22 protein-coding genes and 1 tRNA gene are annotated in these 21,146 nt (G+C 35.9%); 8 read left to right on the top strand and 15 right to left on the bottom strand.

Annotated elements, in window-relative coordinates; genetic code table 11:
- Positions 1 to 11: 11 nt before the first annotated feature.
- Both D1094_RS04285 and D1094_RS04280 read right to left on the bottom strand, forming a co-directional pair.
- Positions 12 to 506: a tRNA-uridine aminocarboxypropyltransferase gene (locus D1094_RS04285; protein WP_118958866.1), complete on the bottom strand. Its 495-nt coding sequence runs from the start codon at positions 504 to 506 to the stop codon at positions 12 to 14.
- 58 nt (positions 507 to 564) lie between these two features.
- Positions 565 to 655: transfer RNA gene (locus D1094_RS04280), tRNA-Ser, on the bottom strand.
- A 165-nt stretch (positions 656 to 820) separates the two neighbouring features.
- Here D1094_RS04280 and D1094_RS04275 point away from each other — a divergent pair.
- The 6 genes from D1094_RS04275 (at position 821) to D1094_RS04250 (ending at position 3,708) form a co-directional block, all read left to right on the top strand.
- Positions 821 to 1,402 carry a DNA-3-methyladenine glycosylase I gene (locus D1094_RS04275; protein WP_118959111.1) on the top strand — a complete coding sequence of 194 codons (582 nt, stop codon included), beginning with the start codon at positions 821 to 823 and terminating at the stop codon, positions 1,400 to 1,402.
- 167 nt (positions 1,403 to 1,569) lie between these two features.
- Positions 1,570 to 2,238, top strand: coding sequence for a Bax inhibitor-1/YccA family protein (locus D1094_RS04270; RefSeq protein ID WP_118958865.1), 669 nt, complete (start codon positions 1,570 to 1,572; stop codon positions 2,236 to 2,238).
- 99 nt (positions 2,239 to 2,337) lie between these two features.
- Positions 2,338 to 2,721 (top strand): sulfurtransferase complex subunit TusD, encoded by a 384-nt coding sequence (gene tusD, locus D1094_RS04265; protein ID WP_118958864.1) that lies wholly within the window; start codon positions 2,338 to 2,340, stop codon positions 2,719 to 2,721.
- Positions 2,721 to 3,083: a sulfurtransferase complex subunit TusC gene (gene tusC / locus D1094_RS04260; RefSeq protein WP_118958863.1), complete on the top strand. Its 363-nt coding sequence runs from the start codon at positions 2,721 to 2,723 to the stop codon at positions 3,081 to 3,083. Before tusD ends, tusC begins: the two co-directional genes overlap by 1 nt.
- 2 nt (positions 3,084 to 3,085) lie before the next feature.
- Positions 3,086 to 3,379, top strand: coding sequence for a sulfurtransferase complex subunit TusB (tusB, locus tag D1094_RS04255; protein WP_118958862.1), 294 nt, complete (start codon positions 3,086 to 3,088; stop codon positions 3,377 to 3,379).
- Complete coding sequence (locus D1094_RS04250; RefSeq protein ID WP_118958861.1) at positions 3,370 to 3,708, top strand: TusE/DsrC/DsvC family sulfur relay protein; 339 nt, start codon at positions 3,370 to 3,372, stop codon at positions 3,706 to 3,708. The genes tusB and D1094_RS04250 overlap by 10 nt, the downstream gene beginning before the upstream one ends.
- A 13-nt stretch (positions 3,709 to 3,721) precedes the next feature.
- On the opposite strand, the gene D1094_RS04245 is transcribed toward D1094_RS04250, so the two are convergent.
- The 4 genes from D1094_RS04245 to gndA all read right to left on the bottom strand — a co-directional run bounded on the left by D1094_RS04245 (position 3,722) and on the right by gndA (position 7,660).
- Positions 3,722 to 3,919 carry a hypothetical protein gene (locus D1094_RS04245; protein ID WP_118958860.1) on the bottom strand — a complete coding sequence of 66 codons (198 nt, stop codon included), beginning with the start codon at positions 3,917 to 3,919 and terminating at the stop codon, positions 3,722 to 3,724.
- Between the two features lie 118 nt (positions 3,920 to 4,037).
- Positions 4,038 to 5,489: a glyceraldehyde-3-phosphate dehydrogenase gene (locus tag D1094_RS04240; protein WP_118958859.1), complete on the bottom strand. Its 1,452-nt coding sequence runs from the start codon at positions 5,487 to 5,489 to the stop codon at positions 4,038 to 4,040.
- A gap of 252 nt (positions 5,490 to 5,741) precedes the next feature.
- A complete protein-coding gene (msrB, locus tag D1094_RS04235) occupies positions 5,742 to 6,119 on the bottom strand; it encodes a peptide-methionine (R)-S-oxide reductase MsrB (protein WP_118958858.1) in 378 nt (125 codons plus the stop codon).
- Positions 6,120 to 6,127: 8 nt separating this feature from the next.
- Positions 6,128 to 7,660 (bottom strand): NADP-dependent phosphogluconate dehydrogenase, encoded by a 1,533-nt coding sequence (gndA, locus tag D1094_RS04230; protein WP_118958857.1) that lies wholly within the window; start codon positions 7,658 to 7,660, stop codon positions 6,128 to 6,130.
- 243 nt (positions 7,661 to 7,903) lie between these two features.
- On the opposite strand from gndA, the gene gap reads away from it, so the two are divergent.
- Positions 7,904 to 8,905: a type I glyceraldehyde-3-phosphate dehydrogenase gene (gene gap / locus D1094_RS04225; protein ID WP_118958856.1), complete on the top strand. Its 1,002-nt coding sequence runs from the start codon at positions 7,904 to 7,906 to the stop codon at positions 8,903 to 8,905.
- Positions 8,906 to 8,971: 66 nt separating this feature from the next.
- On the opposite strand, the gene pyrF is transcribed toward gap, so the two are convergent.
- The 9 genes from pyrF to gyrA all read right to left on the bottom strand — a co-directional run bounded on the left by pyrF (position 8,972) and on the right by gyrA (position 19,692).
- Positions 8,972 to 9,670, bottom strand: a complete 699-nt coding sequence (gene pyrF / locus D1094_RS04220) for an orotidine-5'-phosphate decarboxylase (protein ID WP_118958855.1) — start codon at positions 9,668 to 9,670, stop codon at positions 8,972 to 8,974.
- A gap of 263 nt (positions 9,671 to 9,933) precedes the next feature.
- Entirely contained in the window at positions 9,934 to 11,100 is a 1,167-nt protein-coding gene (lapB, locus tag D1094_RS04215) for a lipopolysaccharide assembly protein LapB (RefSeq protein ID WP_118958854.1), read from the bottom strand.
- 20 nt (positions 11,101 to 11,120) lie between these two features.
- Entirely contained in the window at positions 11,121 to 11,357 is a 237-nt protein-coding gene (locus tag D1094_RS04210) for a lipopolysaccharide assembly protein LapA domain-containing protein (protein ID WP_259337815.1), read from the bottom strand.
- Positions 11,358 to 11,442: 85 nt separating this feature from the next.
- Positions 11,443 to 11,730 (bottom strand): integration host factor subunit beta, encoded by a 288-nt coding sequence (gene ihfB / locus D1094_RS04205; protein ID WP_118958852.1) that lies wholly within the window; start codon positions 11,728 to 11,730, stop codon positions 11,443 to 11,445.
- A 138-nt stretch (positions 11,731 to 11,868) separates the two neighbouring features.
- Positions 11,869 to 13,530 carry a 30S ribosomal protein S1 gene (gene rpsA, locus D1094_RS04200; protein WP_118958851.1) on the bottom strand — a complete coding sequence of 554 codons (1,662 nt, stop codon included), beginning with the start codon at positions 13,528 to 13,530 and terminating at the stop codon, positions 11,869 to 11,871.
- A gap of 141 nt (positions 13,531 to 13,671) precedes the next feature.
- On the bottom strand, positions 13,672 to 14,370 hold the full coding sequence (cmk, locus tag D1094_RS04195; RefSeq protein ID WP_118958850.1) for a (d)CMP kinase: 699 nt from the start codon (positions 14,368 to 14,370) through the stop codon (positions 13,672 to 13,674).
- A gap of 85 nt (positions 14,371 to 14,455) precedes the next feature.
- Positions 14,456 to 15,736 carry a 3-phosphoshikimate 1-carboxyvinyltransferase gene (gene aroA, locus D1094_RS04190; protein ID WP_118958849.1) on the bottom strand — a complete coding sequence of 427 codons (1,281 nt, stop codon included), beginning with the start codon at positions 15,734 to 15,736 and terminating at the stop codon, positions 14,456 to 14,458.
- A 1-nt stretch (position 15,737) separates the two neighbouring features.
- Entirely contained in the window at positions 15,738 to 16,820 is a 1,083-nt protein-coding gene (gene serC / locus D1094_RS04185) for a 3-phosphoserine/phosphohydroxythreonine transaminase (protein WP_118958848.1), read from the bottom strand.
- Positions 16,821 to 16,992: 172 nt separating this feature from the next.
- On the bottom strand, positions 16,993 to 19,692 hold the full coding sequence (gyrA, locus tag D1094_RS04180; RefSeq protein WP_118958847.1) for a DNA topoisomerase (ATP-hydrolyzing) subunit A: 2,700 nt from the start codon (positions 19,690 to 19,692) through the stop codon (positions 16,993 to 16,995).
- Between the two features lie 322 nt (positions 19,693 to 20,014).
- Between gyrA and ubiG the strand changes: the two genes are divergently transcribed.
- On the top strand, positions 20,015 to 20,752 hold the full coding sequence (ubiG, locus tag D1094_RS04175; RefSeq protein WP_118958846.1) for a bifunctional 2-polyprenyl-6-hydroxyphenol methylase/3-demethylubiquinol 3-O-methyltransferase UbiG: 738 nt from the start codon (positions 20,015 to 20,017) through the stop codon (positions 20,750 to 20,752).
- Positions 20,753 to 21,146 lie beyond the last annotated feature (394 nt).

The raw sequence follows: 21,146 nt of genomic DNA, 5'->3' as shown, positions 1-21,146 counted from the left end.
GTAGCGCGTTATTAACCGTTAAATAGCTGAAATTTTATTAATAAATCAGCGGCTATTTTATGTTCATTTTTAAGTTTTAGTACTTCAATTATACACTCTATTGTACAAAGACCGCCGTGCGGTTGGTTGGCTCTAAGGTTATATAGCGAGCGACTACCTGTGTTTAACGTACATCGTGGCGCACTTTTTAAATAGGCACTATGATTGAATATTTTCCTAGCTTCTTGCCAAGTACTATCAATAATAATGATATTTTCGTAATGCTCAATGAAAGCTGGTTTTTTGAAAGTTGACTGAGTAGTCACTATGTTCGTCGTTGAAATATCACTCTTAGAATAGAGCAATATGGCTTCATCGTTTTCTATTAAGTTAACAAGGTATTTGTTTGGGTTTACCCTATTCCACACCACCCGTTCAACAATATTATTTGAACCATCTAGTGCAAGAAAGCCTGTATTAGTGATTCTTTTCACTTCACGTTCATGGGTCAGTAAAATAATTTTCATAAATGTCTAAATCTAGAAAGCAAAAAAGCCCGTTACTTTCGTAACGGGCTTTAATATATGGCGGTGAGATAGGGATTTGAACCCTAGAAGGGCTACAAACCCTTGCTGGTTTTCAAGACCAGTGCTTTCGACCACTCAGCCATCTCACCAATCGTCTTAAAACAATGCTTGCTTGAAGACGAGGCGAATATTAAAGTCTCTAATGAACGTTGTAAAGCACTATTTTACTAATTAATACAGTTTATTGATTGTTTGCTAATAAAATAGACAACTTGCTTTTAAATCAGGCAATTCATATAAATGTTGAGAATATTATGACTAAAAATAACTGTCGATGCCCATGGTTAGATCTAAGTAAACCTGATTATGTTGAATACCATGATAAAGAATGGGGTGTACCTGTGCACGATGATAAAAAGATGTTTGAGTTTTTAATTTTAGAATCTGCTCAAGCCGGGTTAAGTTGGTACACAATTTTAAAGCGTCGTAAGGGGTATGAAAAAGCATTCGCCAATTTTGATGTGCAACGTGTCGCGAAATTTGATCAAGCTAAAGTTGAAGAGTTAATGCTTAATGAAGGTATCATTCGCAACAGAGCGAAAATAAACGCAGCTATAAATAATGCTCAAATATTTATAGCGATTCAAAAAGAGTTTGGTAGCTTCTGCAATTACTTGTGGGGCTTTGTTAACGGTACACCAATAATAAATGAACTAAAAGATTTGTCTGACTACCCTGCTACTTCAGCACTTTCTGACAATATTAGTAAAGACTTAAAAAAACGAGGTATAAAGTTTTTTGGTTCAACGATATGCTATGCTCACCTTCAAGCCTGTGGCTTGATAAATGATCATGCTTTATCTTGTTATAGAAGAGAGCAAGTTATAAATGGTTAACAAAAGAAAACAATTTATTATCATTAATATGCAGGTAATAGCATAGTAATTAAAAATAACCCGTGCCATAATATGTCAAGGATTGAATGGTTAACTTTGCAATAAGACTTGAACTTATTATTTTTAACCCTATCTAAATAAGTATAATAATTTTTAAAGGAAAGATTATGCAATCAAATATGAATTTTCAAACAGCTAGCCATAGTTCTGCTATTGAAATTAATAAGGTATTAAAAAATACCTATATGTTGTTATCAATGACCTTAGCATTTAGTGCTGTTACTGCAGGTATATCGATGGCAATGAACTTGTCACATATGACTGCGCTAGTAATGACCCTAGTAGCATTTGGATTAATGTTTGTTGTTAACAAAAAAGCAGATCAAGCAAGTGGTATTTACTGGATTTTCGCTTTCACTGGTTTAATGGGGGCTTCATTAGGGCCAATGTTAAACGCTTATGCAGCAATGCCTAACGGCGGCACTTTAATTATGCAAGCATTAGGTGGTACGGCATTAATCTTCTTTGCATTATCTGGCTATGCATTAACCAGTAAAAAAGACTTCTCATTTATGGGTGGCTTTTTAATGGTGGGTTTAATCGTTGCAATTGTAGCGAGCTTGGCAAATATGTTTTTCCAAATCCCTGCATTATCTTTAGCGATTAGTGCTGCTATTATTATGATTATGTCTGGTTTAATTTTATACGATACAAGCCGTATCATTAATGGCGGTGAGCGTAACTATATCAGAGCAACAATTTCATTATATTTAAATATTTATAATATTTTTGTACACCTACTTCATTTATTAGGTGCATTTGGTAGCGATGATTAATTGCTACCAAATATGTAGTTTGCTTATTAGCTTATTGCTATAATTTAAAGCCTCGTGATTAACGAGGCTTTTTTTTATGGATTTTTTTCAGGATATAACGTGAATAAACTCGCTGTAATTATTACATCACCGCCAAGTAGTAACTTGTCGGTAACCGCAATTGAATATGTTGAAGCAGCTTTAGCTATGCAGATTGACATTGTCGGGGTCTTTTTTTACCAAGATGGCGTTATGCATGCTAACAGCTATGTTGATATTCCAAGTGATGAATATCAGGCTAATGCAAAATGGTTAACGTTAAAAAACAAATTTAAGTTACCTCTTCATCTTTGTGCTACTGCAGCGAGTAAACGTGGTTTGTGTATTGATGAAACAATAAAGCCAGATTCACAATTATCAAACATTGATAATGCGTTTGCTGTATCAGGTTTAGGTGAATTAGTTGAATTAACTAATTATGCTGATCGGGTAGTACAATTCTGATGGCAAATAAAGTTTTAGCTATTCTTAACAGTAAAGCGCCCTATTCCTCTACCTTCGGTAAAGATTCTTTAGATATTGCGTTAATTTTTGGCTCATATGAACAAGGTGTGTCTTTGTTTTTTCAAGGAGAAGGTGTATTTCAATTAATACCTAACCAAGATGGCCAACAGTTATCCATGAAGGATTATTTGAAAACATTTTCAGCATTCGAATTTTATGACATTGAAGATATTTATGTTTGTTTAGAATCACTTCAAGAACGCAAACTTTCAAATGCATTTCATATAGAGAAGGTAAATATATTACCTGCTAAAGAGTTCGCTGCTAAATTAAAGCAACATGACTGTATATTAAGGTTTTAATTATGGCAACATTACACTTAGTAAGAAAGTCAGCATTTAATAGCCAAGAGTTATTACAATGTTGTCAGGTTTTAACATCATTAGATATATTAATATTGATAGACGATGGCTGCTATAACCTAAATCACGACCTGTTGGCAGACATTAAAGAGATTATTAGTGTTAAACACATAAAAGTCATTAAACACCATGCTGCAGCTCGTGGACAGTATGTACCAAAAGATATTGAGAGGATAAGTATGAGTGATTTAGTTAGTTTAACTTTTGAAACAGAAAATGTGATCACATGGCAATAACATTAAGCTTTAAAGGCGAAACCATTACAACTGACAAGCATGGCTACCTTGAAGATCATCAAGTGTGGAGCGAAGACTTAGGAACATATATTGCAGAACTAGATGGTATTGAGTTAACACAGGCACACTGGGAAGTGATTAATTTTGTCAGAGCGTTTTATCTTACTTATAAAACATCACCTGCAATCAGAGCATTAACAAAAGCGATGAAAGCAGAGTTTGGAGAAGAAAAAGCGAATAGTCGTTATTTATATAAATTGTTCCCAGAAGGACCTGCAAAACAAGCAACAAAATATGCAGGTTTACCAAAGCCTGCACGTTGTATATAACCGTATAGTCAGGTTAAACTTTTATATTTACTTGGCTACCACTACTTCCTGAAGGTGCAGGTACATTACTTAAATCTGCAGTTTGGATAAGTTTGATTGCCATTTGACCTTCAAGCTCTTGTTGGTCTTTGGCAAGCGTCGCAGTTTTTAATGCAAAACCAGTATCTGTATTCGTTTGAACGGATGAAGGTGAACCTAAAACAATTGACATAAAAAACTCCTATTTAAGTATTCAAATATATATCGGCGGTTATTATGATAACTTTAGCTTATTTCAAAAAAAAACCTGCACGTAATGTACAGGTTTTTTAGAAATCACTAATTAAGCGTTATTTAAGTGGCAATGTAGGTACTGTAATACCAGCCATTTCTAACATAACACGAACAACCTGACAGCTATAACCAAACTCATTATCATACCAAACGTATAATACAGCACGGTCGCCATCGACAATAGTTGCTTGAGAATCTACAACACCAGCATAACGTGAGCCAACAAGATCAGTAGATACAATTTCTGTAGACGCAGTGTAATCTACTTGGTTTTGTAAATCTGAATCTAAAGAAATTTGACGTAAGTAATCATTTAGCGCAGTTTTATCTGTTTCAGCCTTCAAGTTTAAATTCATTATAGCCATTGAAACATTTGGCGTTGGAACTCGAATTGCATTACCTGTTAGTAACCCTTTTAATTCAGGAAGTGCTTTAGAAACAGCTTTAGCAGCACCTGTAGTACTTATTACCATGTTTAATGGTGCACTACGTCCACGTCGAGGTGCTTTATGATAGTTGTCAATTAAGTTTTGATCATTGGTATACGAGTGAACCGTTTCAACATGACCATTTTTAATACCAAACTTATCGTTAATGGCTTTTAAAACAGGCGTAATGGCATTAGTAGTACAACTTGCAGCAGAAACAATTTTATCTTCAGGTAAAATCATATCTTGGTTTACACCGTAAACGATGTTTTTGATATCGCCTTTAGCTGGTGCTGTTAGTAATACTTTTGCTACACCTTTAGATTGAAGATGTTGACCTAAGCCGTCTTCATCAGACCATATACCGGTATTATCTACAACTAAAGCATCGTTAATACCGTAAGAAGTGTAATCCACTTCTGAAGGTGACTTAGCATAAATAACTTTTATAAAAGCACCATTTGCTTTAATAACATTATTCTCACTGTCTGTTGTAATACTGCCATTGAAAGCACCATGTACAGAGTCACGACGTAATAAACTAGCACGTTTTTCTAAATCATCATCACCTTTACTTGGACGTAAAACGATCGCACGTAAATTAAGTTTGGCGTTAGGTCCTGTTTGTTCAATTAACAACCTGGCAAGTAAGCGGCCAATACGACCAAAACCATATAAAACAACGTTTTGGCTTTCTTGATCAATGTTTTCACGAGAAATAGCGGTGAGTTGTTTTTCTAAATATTGTTCAATTGATAAATCATTTGCTTGACCTTGGTATAAGTAACCGTATGCTAATTTACCAATATCAATTCTTGCTGGAGCTAAAGTCATTGAGTTCAATGCTTCAACAAAAGGAAAGCTTTCTCTTAAACGCAACTTGTTTTCTTCATGCAAAGCCACCGATTTATGAGCCTTAATGATATCGATAGGAGAAGCGTTTAATAATGGACGACCATAAACAGATATCTCAATACCTTTATTTCTAAAAAGTTGCCCTATGATAGGTTGCATGTTTTCTGCAAATGTTTGACGCTCTTGCCAGCTTGCTTGATACTTTTCCTCAAGATGAGAAGTCATTATTTGAACCTTTTATTTCAGTCAATTGAACACAAACTATTATTTAATTGAATAATCTTAATTAAATTAGTAGTAAATAATAGCGGATAGTTAGATTTGGTGCGTATTGTAATGCAGCGTGAAATATTTCTCTACAGGTTACAGAATTATTTTTAGCCTAATTGCCTTAAATCAAACTATGGTATAGGTCAACACGCCTTAAGCAAAGAAGAAAGAAGAATGCCGTTTATTCATTATGATAAGAATTAAACGTTATTTATTATTAGAAAACTGAAGACTTAAAGAGTTAATACAATAACGTTTATAGGTGGGTTGTGGACCATCATCAAAGACATGACCTAAGTGAGATTGGCAGTGCTTACATCTTACTTCTGTTCTGACCATGTTATGAGATGTATCTTTGATATACTCTATAGCACCTTCCACAGCTTGAAAAAAACTTGGCCAACCACAACCTGAATTAAACTTAGCTGAACTATCAAATAAAACTTGTCCACAGCAAACACAAGCATACTCGCCTTTCTCCCAGTGATTATAGTATTCACCAGAGAAAGGTTGTTCGGTGGCAGCTAAGCGACATACCTTATAGGCATCATCGCTTAGCTTATTTTTATAGATATCGTCTGTCACTTTAAAAGTTAATCATCTATTAATATTGTTTTACGTTCATCTGAGGACCATTCCACATGGTATTTTTTTCCAGCAGGTTTATCTACTCTTTCAAAGGTATGCGCTCCAAAAAAGTCGCGCTGCCCTTGTAAAAGGTTAGCAGGCAAAACTGCAGCTCGCATAGAGTCATAATAGGCCAAAGCTGAAGAAAGTGCACCTGTAGGTATTCCATTCATTGTGGCAAAACAAATAGACTTACGCCAATTCACATGACGCTCACTAAGTTGTTCAGCAAAGAATTTATCTAATAATAAATTATCTAGATTTTCGTTTCTTGTAAAAGCTTCTGTAATTGACTGTAAAAAAACAGCACGAATAATACATCCTGCTCGCCAAATTTTAGCAATACTAGCGAAATCAAGCGTCCAACCATGCTCTTTTTCCGCTAACTTCATTAACTGAAAGCCTTGTGCATAAGCACATATCTTAGCGCAATAAATCGCATCATGGAGTTGCTCAATAATTGCTTGAGATTCTTCTTTTGAGACTGATACAACAGTTGGACCTGATAAATCTTTGCTCGCTTGTTCTCTTAATTCTTTAAAAGATGATATTGAGCGAGCATACACTGCTTGTGCAATAGTTGGAGCTGGACAACCTACTTCTAAACTACTCATAGCAGTCCACAAGCCAGTACCCTTTTGCCCTGCCTTATCAAGAATCAAATCAACCAATGCCGTATTAGTATCAGATGATTTTTGCCTCAATACTTCCACTGATATTTCCATTAAATAGCTATCTAACAAGCCATTATTCCAGTGCTCGAAAATGTCTGCTATTTCATCACATGACAAACCAAGACCTATTCTAAGAACATGATATGCTTCACATATAATTTGCATGTCAGCATATTCAATACCATTATGTACCATTTTAACATAATGCCCTGCACCTGCTGGCCCTATATAAGCAGCACAAGGTTCACCCGTATCAACAGTTTGGCCAGGTTGATTTCGCTCAATAGGCTTACCTGTGACGGCATCAACTTTTGCGGAAATGGCTTCCCAAATAGGCTTAACCCTTGCCCAAGCATATGGTGCTCCGCTAGGCATTAATGATGGACCAAATCTTGCTCCAACTTCACCACCAGATACTGCAGAAGAAAATAATAAAAAGTTGTTCTTGTATTTTTTTTCTCTTGCTACGGTATCTACCCATAAACTATTACCTGTATCAATAATGATATCGTCAGGTTGAATACCAGCACCAATTAAATTTTCACAGACTTGATCTACAGGCGCTCCTGCTGGAACACTTAGTACAATAAGATGAGGGGCTTTCAGTTGAGATAATAATTCAGTGTATGATGAACATCCATAGACTCGAGGGGTTGTCGTATTATTTTCTTGTTTGTCTTGCGCAATTACTGCTTGAACTTTTTCATCGCTTAAATCAAAGGCAGCAATGTTATAGCCATTATCTGCTAAGTTTAATACAAGATTTTTACCCATTACGCCTAAACCAATGAAGCCAATGTCACACAAAAGTTTATCTTGTGTCATAAATTTTTCCTTTATGAAATCGAGAGTGTTATTCACAATTTATTATTTTTCTAATATTCTAACATGCAATTATAAAATATTCGTACAAATTGGCTAAAATATTCAATTAACAGCTATGATTTTAGTAAATTTACACAAAAATGATGTGACAATGTAAATTTATGTCAAATAATAGCACTTTATCTTGTTTTTTTTCTTAAATGGTGTAATTTTACTACATAACGAATTTTAGAGGTTATTCACATGATTAAAGTTGGTATTAATGGTTTTGGCCGTATAGGTCGTTTTGTATTTAGAGCAGCAGTTGAGCGTGACGATATTGAAGTTGTGGGCATTAATGATCTTATAGATATAGACTATATGGCTTACATGTTGAAATATGATTCAACTCATGGCCGTTTTAACGGAACTGTTGACGTTGTGGACGGGCAGTTAATTGTAAATGGCAACGTTGTTCGCGTAACCGCAGAAAGAGATCCATCAAACTTAAAATGGAATGAAATTGATGTAGATGTTGTTGTGGAATCTACAGGCCTATTCTTAACTGATGAAACAGCACGTAAACATATTGATGCTGGAGCAAAGCAAGTTGTACTTTCAGCTCCTTCAAAAGATGATACGCCAATGTTTGTATGTGGTGTAAACTTAGATAAATATGATGGCCAAGACATTGTTTCAAATGCTTCATGCACAACAAATTGTCTAGCGCCTGTTGCGAAAGTTTTAAATGATAACTGGGGTATTCAAGACGGTTTAATGACAACCGTACATGCAACAACAGCTACCCAAAAAACAGTCGATAGCCCTTCAGCAAAAGATTGGCGTGGTGGCCGTGGAGCAGGTCAAAACATAATACCTTCTTCAACAGGTGCGGCGAAAGCAGTAGGCAAAGTTATTCCTTCGTTAAACGGTAAACTTACCGGAATGGCATTTAGAGTACCTACCCCTGATGTATCTGTAGTAGATTTAACTGTTAACCTGAAAAAACCAGCAAGTTATAATGAAATCTGCCAAGCAATGTCTGCCGCCGCAGAAGGTGAGCTAAATGGTGTACTTGGATATACTGAAGATGCTGTCGTTTCAAATGACTTTATTGGTGAAACCTGTACATCAGTATTCGATGCAAAAGCGGGCATTTCTTTAACGGATACATTCGTTAAAATAGTTGCTTGGTATGACAATGAAATTGGCTATTCAAATAAAGTTTTAGACTTAGTTGCTTATGTAAGCAATTATAAAGAATAGAGTATATTGAATCTAAGTATTTGAGAAAAGGGTTAAGCAAAAGTGCTTGACCCTTTTTATTACTAATTAAGTATTTAAAGAAAGGTTAATTTGTTGTAATACGGATTGAGGGTCACTGGCTTTGGTAATAGGTCTGCCTATAACTAAATAATCAACACCGACATCAATAGCTTCTTGCGGTGTCATAATTCTTTTTTGATCATCGCTACTCGCACCCGCTGGTCTAATACCCGGTGTAATTAACTTAAACTCCTTACCAAGATTTTCTTTTAATAGATTAGCTTCCCATGCTGAACATACCACACCATCTAAGCCACTTTTTTGTGTTAACTTGGCTAACGACATCACTTGCTCTGCAGGTGTTTTAGTAATACCTAATCCTAGAAGGTCTTCTTGTCCCATACTTGTTAACACTGTTACAGCAATTAATAATGGAGCGTCATTACCAAATTGACTTAAAGCTTCACGAGATTTTACCATCATTTGCTCACCACCACTTGCATGAACATTTACCATCCACACACCTAGATCTGCAGCTGCGGTAACGGCCTTAGCAACCGTGTTGGGAATATCATGAAATTTAAGGTCAAGAAATACATCAAAACCTTTATTTGTTAACAGTTTAACAAATTCAGGCCCGTAGTAAGTGAACATTTCTTTGCCGACTTTTAACCTCGCATCACTAGGTTCAATTTTATCGACAAAGGATAAAGCATCACTTTTTTTATCAAAATCTAATGCGACAACTACTTTTGGATCTAACATGATATTTCCTGCTTTTAAACTATAGATTCCCGACAGTTCATTACAAGGAATGAAACATGGAAGGTTCGGGAATGACATTAACTTTTTATTACTTATTAATTTAAAATTGTAAGCGTCATCTGCTAAATAAAACAATTTATCAAACTAATAATGATTCGTTTCAACATGATATAACTCTAGAACAAAGAGATTGCACGTAGCCGACGATAGTCAGTGTGTACATTCGAAGCTGCTCTTGAGCTTTACAATAAAGGAAAGGTTTATTATTCCCCTTCTAGGCCCCTAACTGGTTTCAGTTGTTCCCATTCATGGCAAGAAGGGCAAGACCAATAATGCGTAGAACTATTGAAACCACAAGTTCTACAACTATACCTGTGCTTTATACTTATATATTCACTTATTAATTCTTTGATCAAATCTAAACTGGTATTGTCAACATTATCAGATTGACTCATCTGCATTTTAATGAAATGTTGAAATCCACGTATTGTTGGTCGACGCTTTAACGCGGTTAATATGAATTCTTTAGCTTTTTTATGGCCATGTTTTTCTTGAATATAATTTAGATATGTAATTAATGCGCTTGAACTGGCGGTTTCATCATAAACTTTCTTAATAAATTTATAAAAACTTTCAAGATCATCCAATCTAGTATAACAGGCTTGCATTTGTGCTATAACATCAGGAAAAAATTCTTTATCCTGTTCATAAATCTCCTGATAACATTGAGCAGCTTGCTCACATTGTTCATGATTTTCATAAATCTTAGCCATTAGCCAATTAGCACGACAAGAATTAGGGTCTAAAGCCAAAGCTTCTTCAAGAAGTTCAATAACATCAATGAATTTATCTTGTTCAAACGCTGTTGTTGCTAATTCACAATAAAAATTAGCTAACGTATGTAGTTGCCTTTTATCATTAACTTTAATAATTTGTTTTTTATGAGATAGACCTTGTTGCCAATCTTTAGTTGATTGAAAAATTTGCAATAAGTAACTAATCGACTTTAACCCATATGTTTTGGATTTAAGTAACTTGCTAAACATTTTTTCAGCTCTGTCATATAAACCAGCACTGAGAAAGTCTTTGCCTAATTCAAATACAGCTTGTTGCTTAGCTTTAGTTGGTAACCCACCTAATCTAACTAAGTGTTCATGTACTTTTAAAGCACGATCAAGTTCACCCCGCTTTCTAAATAAATTCGCCATAGCAAAATGGGCTTCAACACTGTCATCTTCAACTTTTAATGCATCTAAAAGAGAATCAATAGCTTTATCTTGTTGATTTGAAAGAAGGTAATTCAAACCGGTAGAATACTTGATCGAAAGATCTTGTTTTTCTGTTTGCTGATTTTGTTTAACACTGTTACGACCCATAAACCAGCCATAAGCCATAGCAACAGGTAATAGAAGAAATAGAAGCTCAATCATTTAAACGTTATCAACCAAAGTTATTGCTGGGGACTAGATAAAGCTTTTTTACCTTTTCGTATTAAGCGCCAAACTATTGTCACAAGAATACCGATAATAAAACCTAAAGCTGAGAATATACTTACCGCTTCAGCAACGGTAATATCACTGCGTGCAATAAGGTAATTCAAGGTGATAATTTGGTTATTTTGACTACCAAATACAAACGCTATAGAAATAAAGAGTAACAGTAAAAATAAGGTGAAATATAAACGCACTATGTTTTGCCTTAAAAAATATAAAAAAAACGGCATACTTTAATGTATGCCGTTTATTATCTAACTTCTTAGTTCACTTTGCAATTTATGCTACTGAAAGATTAACTCTTTCTCGCAATTCTTTACCTGGCTTAAAATGTGGAACATATTTTCCACTTAATTCAACAGACTCACCTGTTTTAGGATTTCTCCCTACACGAGGTGCACGGTAATGCAATGAAAAACTTCCAAAACCACGAATCTCAATACGCTCACCTTTTGACAAAGATTGCGCCATCAACTCTAAGATTTCTTTTATAGACTTTTCAACATCCTTAGCAGGAACATGATTAAATTTTTCTGCTAATTTTTCAATGAGTTCTGACTTGGTCATTTGACCCTCCAGTATTCACTAAGCACCGCGTCAAAGCTAGCGTTGCGCCATGAGGTGGTAAAGTAAAAGTAGAGTAATTAATATACTCTACTCGCGAGTTACACCTATGTGTAACGTTACAAAGTAAACTAAAATAAATTAGTTTTGTGCGTTTTTAAACGCTGCTGCCATCGCACTTAAACCAGTTTCTTCATTTTGGTTTAAGTTATCCATAGCTTCACGCTCATCTGCTTGGTCTTTAGCTTTGATTGATAAGCTAATAGTACGGTTCTTACGATCCACACCCATAAACTTAGCTTCAACGCTATCACCAACAGAAAGTACTGTAGAAGCATCTTCAACACGCTCAACAGAGATATCAGCAACACGAAGGTAACCTTCAACGCTTTCTGCTAATTCAATCTTAGCACCTTTAGCATCTACTTCAGCAACCTTACCTGTAACAATAGCACCTTTTTTCTTATCTGTCAGATACATATTGAACGGGTCGTCTTCTGCTTGTTTAACACCAAGAGAAATACGCTCACGCTCAGGATCAACTTGTAATACGATTGCTGTGATTTCATCACCTTTCTTATAATCACGAACAGCTTCATCACCGCCGTTCCAAGATATATCAGATAAGTGAACTAAACCGTCAATACCACCGTCTAAGCCGATAAAGATACCGAAGTCAGTAATTGACTTGATCTTACCTGAAACTTTATCACCTTTGTTGAAGTTCTTAGCAAACTCTTCCCAAGGGTTAGCAATACATTGTTTAAGACCTAAAGAAATACGACGACGTTCTTCGTCAATTTCTAATACAAGTACTTCAACAGTATCACCTAAGTTAACAACTTTAGATGGATGGATGTTTTTATTAGTCCAATCCATTTCAGATACGTGAACTAAACCTTCAACGCCTTCTTGGATTTCAACGAAACAACCGTAATCAGTTAAGTTAGTTACGCGACCAGAAAGTTTAGAACCTTCTGGGTAACGGTTAGCAATTGCTACCCATGGATCTTCGCCTAACTGTTTCATACCTAGAGAAACACGAGTGCGCTCACGGTCGAATTTAAGTACTTTAACTTGGATTTCATCGCCAACGTTTACGATTTCACTTGGGTGCTTAACACGCTTCCAAGCCATATCTGTGATATGTAATAAACCGTCAATACCGCCAAGATCTACGAATGCACCGTAGTCAGTAAGGTTTTTCACGATACCCTTAACTTCTTGACCTTCAGCTAATGACTCAAGTAATTCATCACGTTCTGCGCTACCTTCAGCTTCGATAACTGCACGACGTGAAACAACTACGTTATTACGCTTTTGATCAAGCTTAATAACTTTGAATTCTAAATCTTTACCTTCAAGGTGAGCAGTGTCACGTACTGGACGTACATCTACTAATGAACCAGGTAAGAAAGCACGGATATTGCTAACTTCAACTGTGAAACCACCTTTAACTTTACCGTTGATAACACCGATAACAGTTTCTTTTTCTTCGTATGCTTTTTCAAGCACTTGCCATGCTTCGTGGCGTTTTGCTTTCTCGCGAGAAAGAATTGTTTCACCGAAACCATCATCAGTTGCATCTAATGCAACATCAATTTCATCACCAACACTTACTTCTACTTCACCAGCAGTGTTTTTGAATTGATCAATTGAGATAACACTCTCAGATTTTAAGCCAGCATCAACAATTACATTGTCTTTGTTAACTTGAACGATAGTACCACGGATAATTGAACCCGGACGAGTTTCGATTTCTTTTAAACTTTCTTCAAAAAGTTGTGCAAAATTTTCAGTCATAACTTGTATATAAACTCAGTTATTAATCCAATCTACGTTCTTGTATCATGGGGTTGTTAAAATAGCCCAGTGCATCCTTACAGTAGGCCTAAAGTTATTCTTAAATATGTTAATTATAGCTAGTTTTTAGCTAATTACACATTAAGAAGAGTATTGTAATTGTGTTAACTTTTCATTCGCAAACGAAAGGACTTTATTGACCACTTCTTGTATGGAAAGGTCAGTAGAATCAAGGGTTAACGCACCCTCAGCTGGAATAAGCGGAGCCACCTTGCGGTTCTGATCTCGCTCATCTCTTTGACGTATGTCATCCAAAAGGCGCCCGATTTTAACATTAAAGCCCTTCTCTTTCAACTGATTAAATCTTCTCTGAGCTCTTTCTTCTGCGCTAGCAGTTAAGAAAACCTTAACAGGTGCTTTAGGGAAAACGACAGTTCCCATGTCACGACCATCTGCAACAAGCCCTGGAGAAACACTAAAAGCACGTTGTCTTCTTAATAGCGCTTCTCTTACTCTTGGAAAAGCTGCTACCTGAGAAGCTAATGCACCTACCTCTTCTGTACGTATAGAGTCAGTAACATTTTCGCCTTCTAAAATAACTTTCGCTTCACCTTGACTGTTAATTTCAAACTGCACATCAAGATGTGCTGCCAAAGGAATAAGCGGCTCTTCTTCTTCTAAACTTACGTTGTGATGTTGCAGTGCAACGGCAAGAACACGATAAATCGCTCCACTGTCTAATAAATGCCAACCTAATTGGTCTGCAACTATTCTAGCGACTGTTCCTTTACCTGCACCACTAGGTCCATCTATAGTAATAACTGGAATGCTTTCCTGCATACACATATCTCCTAACATCAAAAATCGGCGAGATTATACGGGATTTGTCTTGTAAAATCGCCAAAAATATTACTCTCTGCGATAATTAAACAGAAATTTGCGACAGTTTATCAAAATAATCAGGAAATGTTTTAGCTGTACACTTAGGATCATTTATTGTCACAGGGGTATCACTTAAGGCCACTAAAGAAAAACACATAGCAACACGATGATCGTTATAAGTATCAATTTCAGCATGTGTGAAAACACTTGGTGGTGTAATTGAAATAAAATCCTCACCTTCGATAACTTCAGCACCAACCTTTCGTAATTCTGTTGCCATTGCATTTAATCGATCTGTTTCTTTAACACGCCAATTATAGATATTTCGAATACTCGTAGTGCCTTTGGCAAATAATGCGGTGGTCGCAATAGTCATTGCTGCATCAGGTATGTGGTTCATATCCATATCAACAGCAATAAGTGGTTTGCCAATAACAGTGATTGACTCATCTTCCCAGCGAACTTCTGCACCCATTTTTTCAAGTACATCAGCAAAATGTTTATCACCTTGAACACTTAATTTACCGATACCGTGTACGGTAATTTCACCACCTTTAATCGCACCCGCTGCAAGAAAATATGATGCTGAAGACGCGTCACCTTCAACCATATACTTTTCAACAGCTTGGTATGACTGGTTACCTGATACCGAGAAAGACTTATAGTCATTATTTTGAACAGTTACATTAAAACGAGACATGATATCTAATGTGATATCTATATAAGGCTTTGAGACTAAATCACCCTCAATTACAATTTGAGTATCATTTGCTAGTAATGGCGTGATCATGAGTATTGCCGTTAGAAATTGGCTAGATATAGAGCCGTCAATGCTAATGGTATTACCTGATAAAGCTTTGCCATGTATTTTTACCGGCGGGTAATCTTTATTTTCAATATACTCTATATCCCCATTAAGTTGAGCTAACGCATCAACCAAGTGCCCTATGGGACGTTCTTTCATTCTGGGTTCGCCGGTTAAAACATATTCTCCTTCACTCGCAGCAAGTGCTGCACATAAAGGGCGCATTGCAGTACCTGCATTACCTAAATACAACTCTAATGGTTTATTTGTGCTAAAAAAACCATTGTTACCTACAACAGTACACTCTGTACCGCAATCACTTAACGTATAATCGATACCTAAAGTGCGTAATGCATTTAACATATGGTTAATATCATCACTCACTAATAAATTAGTTATTTTGGTTACACCGTTTGCTAAAGCTGCAATGAGTAAAGCGCGATTAGATAAACTTTTAGAACCGGGTAAAAAAACTTCACCATTGATTTTATCAATTGGATTTAATGTTAACTGCTCCACTTTACTTATTCCTCTCTTCAAACTGTTGCATAAACGTAACAAGTGCTTTAATACCTTCTATTGGCATTGCGTTGTATATGCTAGCACGCATTCCGCCGACTATACGGTGACCTTTTAATGCGGTTAAGCCTGCTTTTTCTGCTTCTTGCAAAAATTGACTATTTAAGCTTTCATCTTTCAACCAAAATGGTACATTCATTTTACTTCGATATTGTTTAATTATATTGTTTTCATAAAATTCACTTTTATCTATCGCGTTATATAACAGTTCAGCCTTCTCTTGATTGATCTTTGCTATTGCTTTTACGCCACCTTTAGCTTTTAGCCATTTGAATACTAATCCCGCCAAGTACCAAGCATAAGTTGGTGGTGTATTGTACATGGAGTCGTTATCAGCTGATGTTTTATAGTTCATAATACAAGGTGTTGCTGGTTGCTCTTTACCAATAAGATCATCACGAACAATGACAATGGTTAAGCCCGATGGGCCAATATTCTTTTGAGCTCCAGCATAAATAAGCCCAAACTTAGTAACATCTATTTCGTGAGATAATATAGTTGAAGACATATCGGCAACTAACGGTACACCATTCGTTTCAGGAATATCGAAAATCTCTATACCATTAACCGTTTCGTTTGGGCAATAATGAACATATGCAGCATCTGGTGATAATTGCCATTCACTTGAAGGTTTCACACTAGTTTGCTCACCTGTTAAGGTGATATCTATAGTATTAATATAGCCAAATTTTTGTGCTTCAACCGCTGCTGCTTTTGACCAAGAACCAGATATAATATAATCAGCAGTTTTACCTTGAGGCAATAAATTTAAAGGCACTGCAGAAAATTGTCCTCTACCACCGCCATGACAAAACAATACATGATAATTGTCAGGGATAGACATCAGTTCTCTTAAATCAAGTTCAGCTTGTTTAGCCATTTCCATATAAATACTGCTACGGTGACTCAATTCCATTACTGAACTGCCAGTAGATTGCCAATTAATGAATTCGCGTTGAGCTTGTTCCATTACCGCTTTTGGTAACATGGCAGGACCCGCACAAAAATTAAATATTTCTGACATAGATTTTCCTAACTTATTATACTTTTAATTAAAATATCTGATAACACATGACAGCGCTGTTCTCAAAAGTGACATAAGGATTATTAAAAGTTGTCATTTTGAGTCGTACTGTACTAAAAAATAAATATAAAAAAGGCGGTTATTAGCCGCCTTTTTATGTAGAACTTAGAAACTATTCTGCTGATGGTTCAGCGTTATCATCTTCGCTCTGTTGAGCGTCATGCTCAGGACTAACTTGGCCTTCAATAACTGATGGCTCATCAGTTATATCAATTTCATTGTCTTCAATTTCATCTATACGCTGAAGAGCAACTACATGTTCATCTTCAGCAGTACGAATCATACGAACACCTTGTGTGTTTCGGCCAATCACACTAACTTCATTAACACGCGTTCTAACTAAAGTTCCGTTGTCAGTGATTAGCATGATTTCATCTTGCTCTTCAACTTGAACCGCTCCAACAACTGGACCATTACGTTCACTGACTTTGATTGATACCACACCTTTAGTCGCTCGACTCTTAGCTGGGTATTCTTCTAAGTCAGTACGTTTACCATAACCATTTTGCGTAATCGTTAAAATTGCACCATCGTTTTTAGGTACGATTAGCGACACAACTTTTTGATCACCTTCGAGTTTGATACCACGTACACCAGTACCAGTACGACCTATAGGTTTAAGTGCCCAACGTTGCTCACCTGTCTCAGGATCAATCTTAATTTCACCTGTTTCGCTATCTTTAACTTTCTCGTTAAAGCGCACTACTTTACCAGCATCTGAGAATAACATGATGTCGTTATTACCATCAGTAATATCAACACCAATTAAGGTATCGTCATCACGTAGATTCAACGCAATAATACCGTTAGCTCGTTGGTTAGAATAAGCCGTTAAGGCTGTTTTCTTGACCGTACCTGACGCAGTTGCCATGATAATGTATTTATCTTCTTCGTATTCACGAACAGGTAAAATAGCCGTAATTCTTTCATCATTTTCTAATGGAAGAATATTAACAATTGGTCTACCTCTTGCTGTACGACTTGCTAAAGGTAATTGGAAAACTTTTAACCAATATAACTTACCGCGATCAGAGAAACATAAAATAGTATCGTGCGTATTAGCCACTAATAAACGCTCAATAAAATCTTCTTCTTTCATTTTGGTAGCAGCTTTACCTTTACCACCACGACGCTGTGCTTCGTAATCAGAAAGTACTTGATATTTTACATAGCCTTCATGAGAAAGCGTAACCACAACATCTTCTTCTGTAATAAGATCTTCTAGTGATAAATCATGTGATGCATTGGTAATTTCTGTTCTTCTTTCATCACCAAACTCTTCTTTAATCGCCGCTAATTCTTCACAAATAACTTCCATTAAACGTTCTGGTGAAGCAAGAATATGCATTAATTCAGCGATTACGTCTAATAACCCTTTATACTCACTTAGAATTTTTTCATGTTCCATGCCTGAAAGTTTATATAACTGCAAATCAACAATCGCTTTTGCCTGTTCTGCGGTTAAATAATATAAACCATCACGGATACCATACTCTGGTTCTAACCATTCAGGGCGTGCAGCATCATTGCCAGCCGCACTAAGCATGTGTTCAACATTACCTAGCTGCCAACCTTGAGAAATTAATTTCTCTTCAGATTCTTTTCTATTGCTTGAACTCTTAATCATTTCGATGATCGGGTCTATATTTGCTAATGCAATAGATAAACCTTCTAAGATATGTGCACGCTCACGTGCTTTTCTTAATTCAAAAATGGTTCTTCGAGTTACAACTTCACGACGATGCAATACAAACGCTTCAAGCATCTCTTTTAAGTTGAATATTTTTGGTTGACCATTAGTCAATGCCACCATATTCAAACCAAATGAAACTTGCATTTGTGTCAATTTGTAAAGGTTATTTAATACCACTTCACCTACATCACCACGCTTAACCTCAATAACCATACGCATACCGTCTTTATCAGACTCATCGCGTAAAGCAGAGATACCTTCTAAGCGCTTTTCTTTTACTAGCTCTGCCATTTTTTCAATTAAACGGGCTTTGTTTACTTGATAAGGCAATTCATGAACAACAATCGTCTCTTTACCTGTTGTTTCATTCACTTCGATTTCAGCACGAGCGCGAATTTTAATTTTGCCTCGACCTGTTCGGTAAGCTTCTTCTATACCCGCACGGCCACTGATAATACCAGCTGTTGGAAAATCAGGTCCTGGGATAAACTGTAGAAGCTCATCAATAGTAATGTCCTTGTTATCTATTAATGCTAAGCAGCCATCTATAACTTCTGTTAGGTTATGTGGCGGTATGTTTGTCGCCATACCAACAGCAATACCAGATGAACCATTAACTAATAGTGCAGGAATACGAGTTGGCATCACCGCAGGAATAAATTCTGTACCATCATAGTTAGGTACGAAATCAACCGTTTCTTTATCTAAATCGGCTAAGATTGAATGGGCAATTTTATCCATTCTAATTTCGGTATAACGCATTGCAGCAGCGCTATCACCATCTACAGAACCGAAATTACCCTGCCCATCTACCAACATGTAACGCATAGAAAATGGTTGAGCCATACGAACGATAGTGTCGTAAACTGCAGTATCACCATGGGGATGATACTTACCTATTACATCACCAACAACACGTGCTGATTTTTTATATGCTTTGTTCCAATCATTACCTAATACATCCATCGCAAATAACACACGACGATGCACTGGTTTTAAACCATCACGAACATCAGGCAATGCACGCCCAACGATAACGCTCATGGCATAATCTAAATAGGAGGTTTTTAGTTCATCTTCAATATTAACTGGAACTATTTCTTTGGCCAGATCGGACATAAATTGACGGTATCCCTTAACTTAATCTTGTCGTTTTAATAATGAAATAATTATCAAAACTGACATCAAAATACAAAGATTCTTATTGTTATCTTAATATTACTAATTTAGTAATCAACGCAGCATACTATCATAAAATTTTCATCGACAATACTGCTTTATTTAATCATATTATTTCGGTGAAATTATAGTCAACAATATGACTATAAATTGTTCATTATCATGATAATTTATCGTCTCTACAACTATCCCCTTTGTTTCAAAAACGCTTTAGTTTAGAATCAACTTTATGCTAACTCCTACTGAATAGATTGTATTGTCCATGAACCAAACAGAAAACGTAAACCCAAAAGAAATTGAAAAGTTTGAAAGTGTTGCTCACCAATGGTGGGATTTAAACGGTGATTTTAAACCACTACATCAAATCAATCCTTTAAGAGTACAGTTTATTAATCAGCATATTGCCGAACATCAAGAATACAAGCAAAACGGTATTTTTGATAAACAGGTCATTGATGTTGGCTGCGGTGGCGGCATATTGTCTGAGTCTTTAGCAAAGTTAGGCGCTAAGGTGACAGGTATAGATATGGGGACAGAACCCTTAAATGTGGCAAAACTACATGCTTTAGAATCTCAACTAACGATTAATTATGAAAAAACAACAGTAGAAGATAAAGCAAATGACAATGCAGGATACTTTGATATTGTTACTTGCATGGAAATGCTTGAACATGTGCCGGATCCATCGTCGGTTGTTGCATCGTGTTCAAAACTTGTGAAGCCTGGTGGTTTAGTTTTTTTCTCTACTTTGAATAAAAGCATAAAGTCGTATCTACTGGCAATTTTAGCTGCTGAAAAGGTATTAAAACTTGTTCCAGAAGGTACACACGACCATGATAAGTTTATTCGTCCCTCACAATTAATATCTTGGGCCGAACACAGTGGTTTAAAATGTATTGATACAAGTGGCATTCATTACAACCCCATTACAGAGAACCATACGTTGACTTCATCATTAGATGTCAATTACATCATTTGCTGTAGAAAAGTAGTAGGGTAATGTTTGAAAAAACAACAGCCTGAGTAAACAATAAGCTTAACCGAACTGAAATCATAACTCACTGATATAGTGAGTTATTTTTTTTTGCAATCATAAACTGATTAGCAATTAATCACTTAATCATATTTTAAAGAAATATATTTTTATCTTTAAAAATAGTCGAAAATAATCGTTGCTTTTACCCTAATCCAAAATAAATTGGCTTTAGTAGGTTAGTAAAGACTAACCGAATTTTTATAAGTTATTTTCAACCTAAATACGCCTTATTTTTCCTCTTGCAAAATATCCAAAACCTCATTATCTTGTGCTTATAATTATAAAAATCCCTAGATATTGTGCATTCAATGTTCAATTGCTATTTCAGCACTTACATACCTTTGATCAGGTTCCAGTC

It is taken from the genome of Colwellia sp. RSH04, from assembly GCF_003545765.1.
GTDB lineage: Bacteria > Pseudomonadota > Gammaproteobacteria > Enterobacterales > Alteromonadaceae > Colwellia.
Note: the sequence above shows the minus strand (reverse complement) of the source record. Positions and strands in the feature narration are given on the sequence as shown.

Bases quoted from the DNA above. Each gene is read 5' to 3' on its own strand.
- cmk (WP_118958850.1), bottom strand. From the start codon at position 14,370: ATGCAGGAAAGCATTCCAGTTATTACTATAGATGGACCTAGTGGTGCA.
- tusC (WP_118958863.1), top strand. From the start codon at position 2,721: ATGGCAAATAAAGTTTTAGCTATTCTTAACAGTAAAGCGCCCTATTCC.
- D1094_RS04275 (WP_118959111.1), top strand. From the start codon at position 821: ATGACTAAAAATAACTGTCGATGCCCATGGTTAGATCTAAGTAAACCT.
- ihfB (WP_118958852.1), bottom strand. From the start codon at position 11,730: ATGACCAAGTCAGAACTCATTGAAAAATTAGCAGAAAAATTTAATCAT.
- D1094_RS04270 (WP_118958865.1), top strand. From the start codon at position 1,570: ATGCAATCAAATATGAATTTTCAAACAGCTAGCCATAGTTCTGCTATT.
- D1094_RS04240 (WP_118958859.1), bottom strand. From the start codon at position 5,489: ATGACTTCTCATCTTGAGGAAAAGTATCAAGCAAGCTGGCAAGAGCGT.
- pyrF (WP_118958855.1), bottom strand. From the start codon at position 9,670: ATGTTAGATCCAAAAGTAGTTGTCGCATTAGATTTTGATAAAAAAAGT.
- tusB (WP_118958862.1), top strand. From the start codon at position 3,086: ATGGCAACATTACACTTAGTAAGAAAGTCAGCATTTAATAGCCAAGAG.
- gap (WP_118958856.1), top strand. From the start codon at position 7,904: ATGATTAAAGTTGGTATTAATGGTTTTGGCCGTATAGGTCGTTTTGTA.
- D1094_RS04250 (WP_118958861.1), top strand. From the start codon at position 3,370: ATGGCAATAACATTAAGCTTTAAAGGCGAAACCATTACAACTGACAAG.
- D1094_RS04285 (WP_118958866.1), bottom strand. From the start codon at position 506: ATGAAAATTATTTTACTGACCCATGAACGTGAAGTGAAAAGAATCACT.
- serC (WP_118958848.1), bottom strand. From the start codon at position 16,820: ATGTCAGAAATATTTAATTTTTGTGCGGGTCCTGCCATGTTACCAAAA.
- ubiG (WP_118958846.1), top strand. From the start codon at position 20,015: ATGAACCAAACAGAAAACGTAAACCCAAAAGAAATTGAAAAGTTTGAA.
- lapB (WP_118958854.1), bottom strand. From the start codon at position 11,100: ATGATTGAGCTTCTATTTCTTCTATTACCTGTTGCTATGGCTTATGGC.
- gyrA (WP_118958847.1), bottom strand. From the start codon at position 19,692: ATGTCCGATCTGGCCAAAGAAATAGTTCCAGTTAATATTGAAGATGAA.
- rpsA (WP_118958851.1), bottom strand. From the start codon at position 13,530: ATGACTGAAAATTTTGCACAACTTTTTGAAGAAAGTTTAAAAGAAATC.
- gndA (WP_118958857.1), bottom strand. From the start codon at position 7,660: ATGACACAAGATAAACTTTTGTGTGACATTGGCTTCATTGGTTTAGGC.
- D1094_RS04245 (WP_118958860.1), bottom strand. From the start codon at position 3,919: ATGTCAATTGTTTTAGGTTCACCTTCATCCGTTCAAACGAATACAGAT.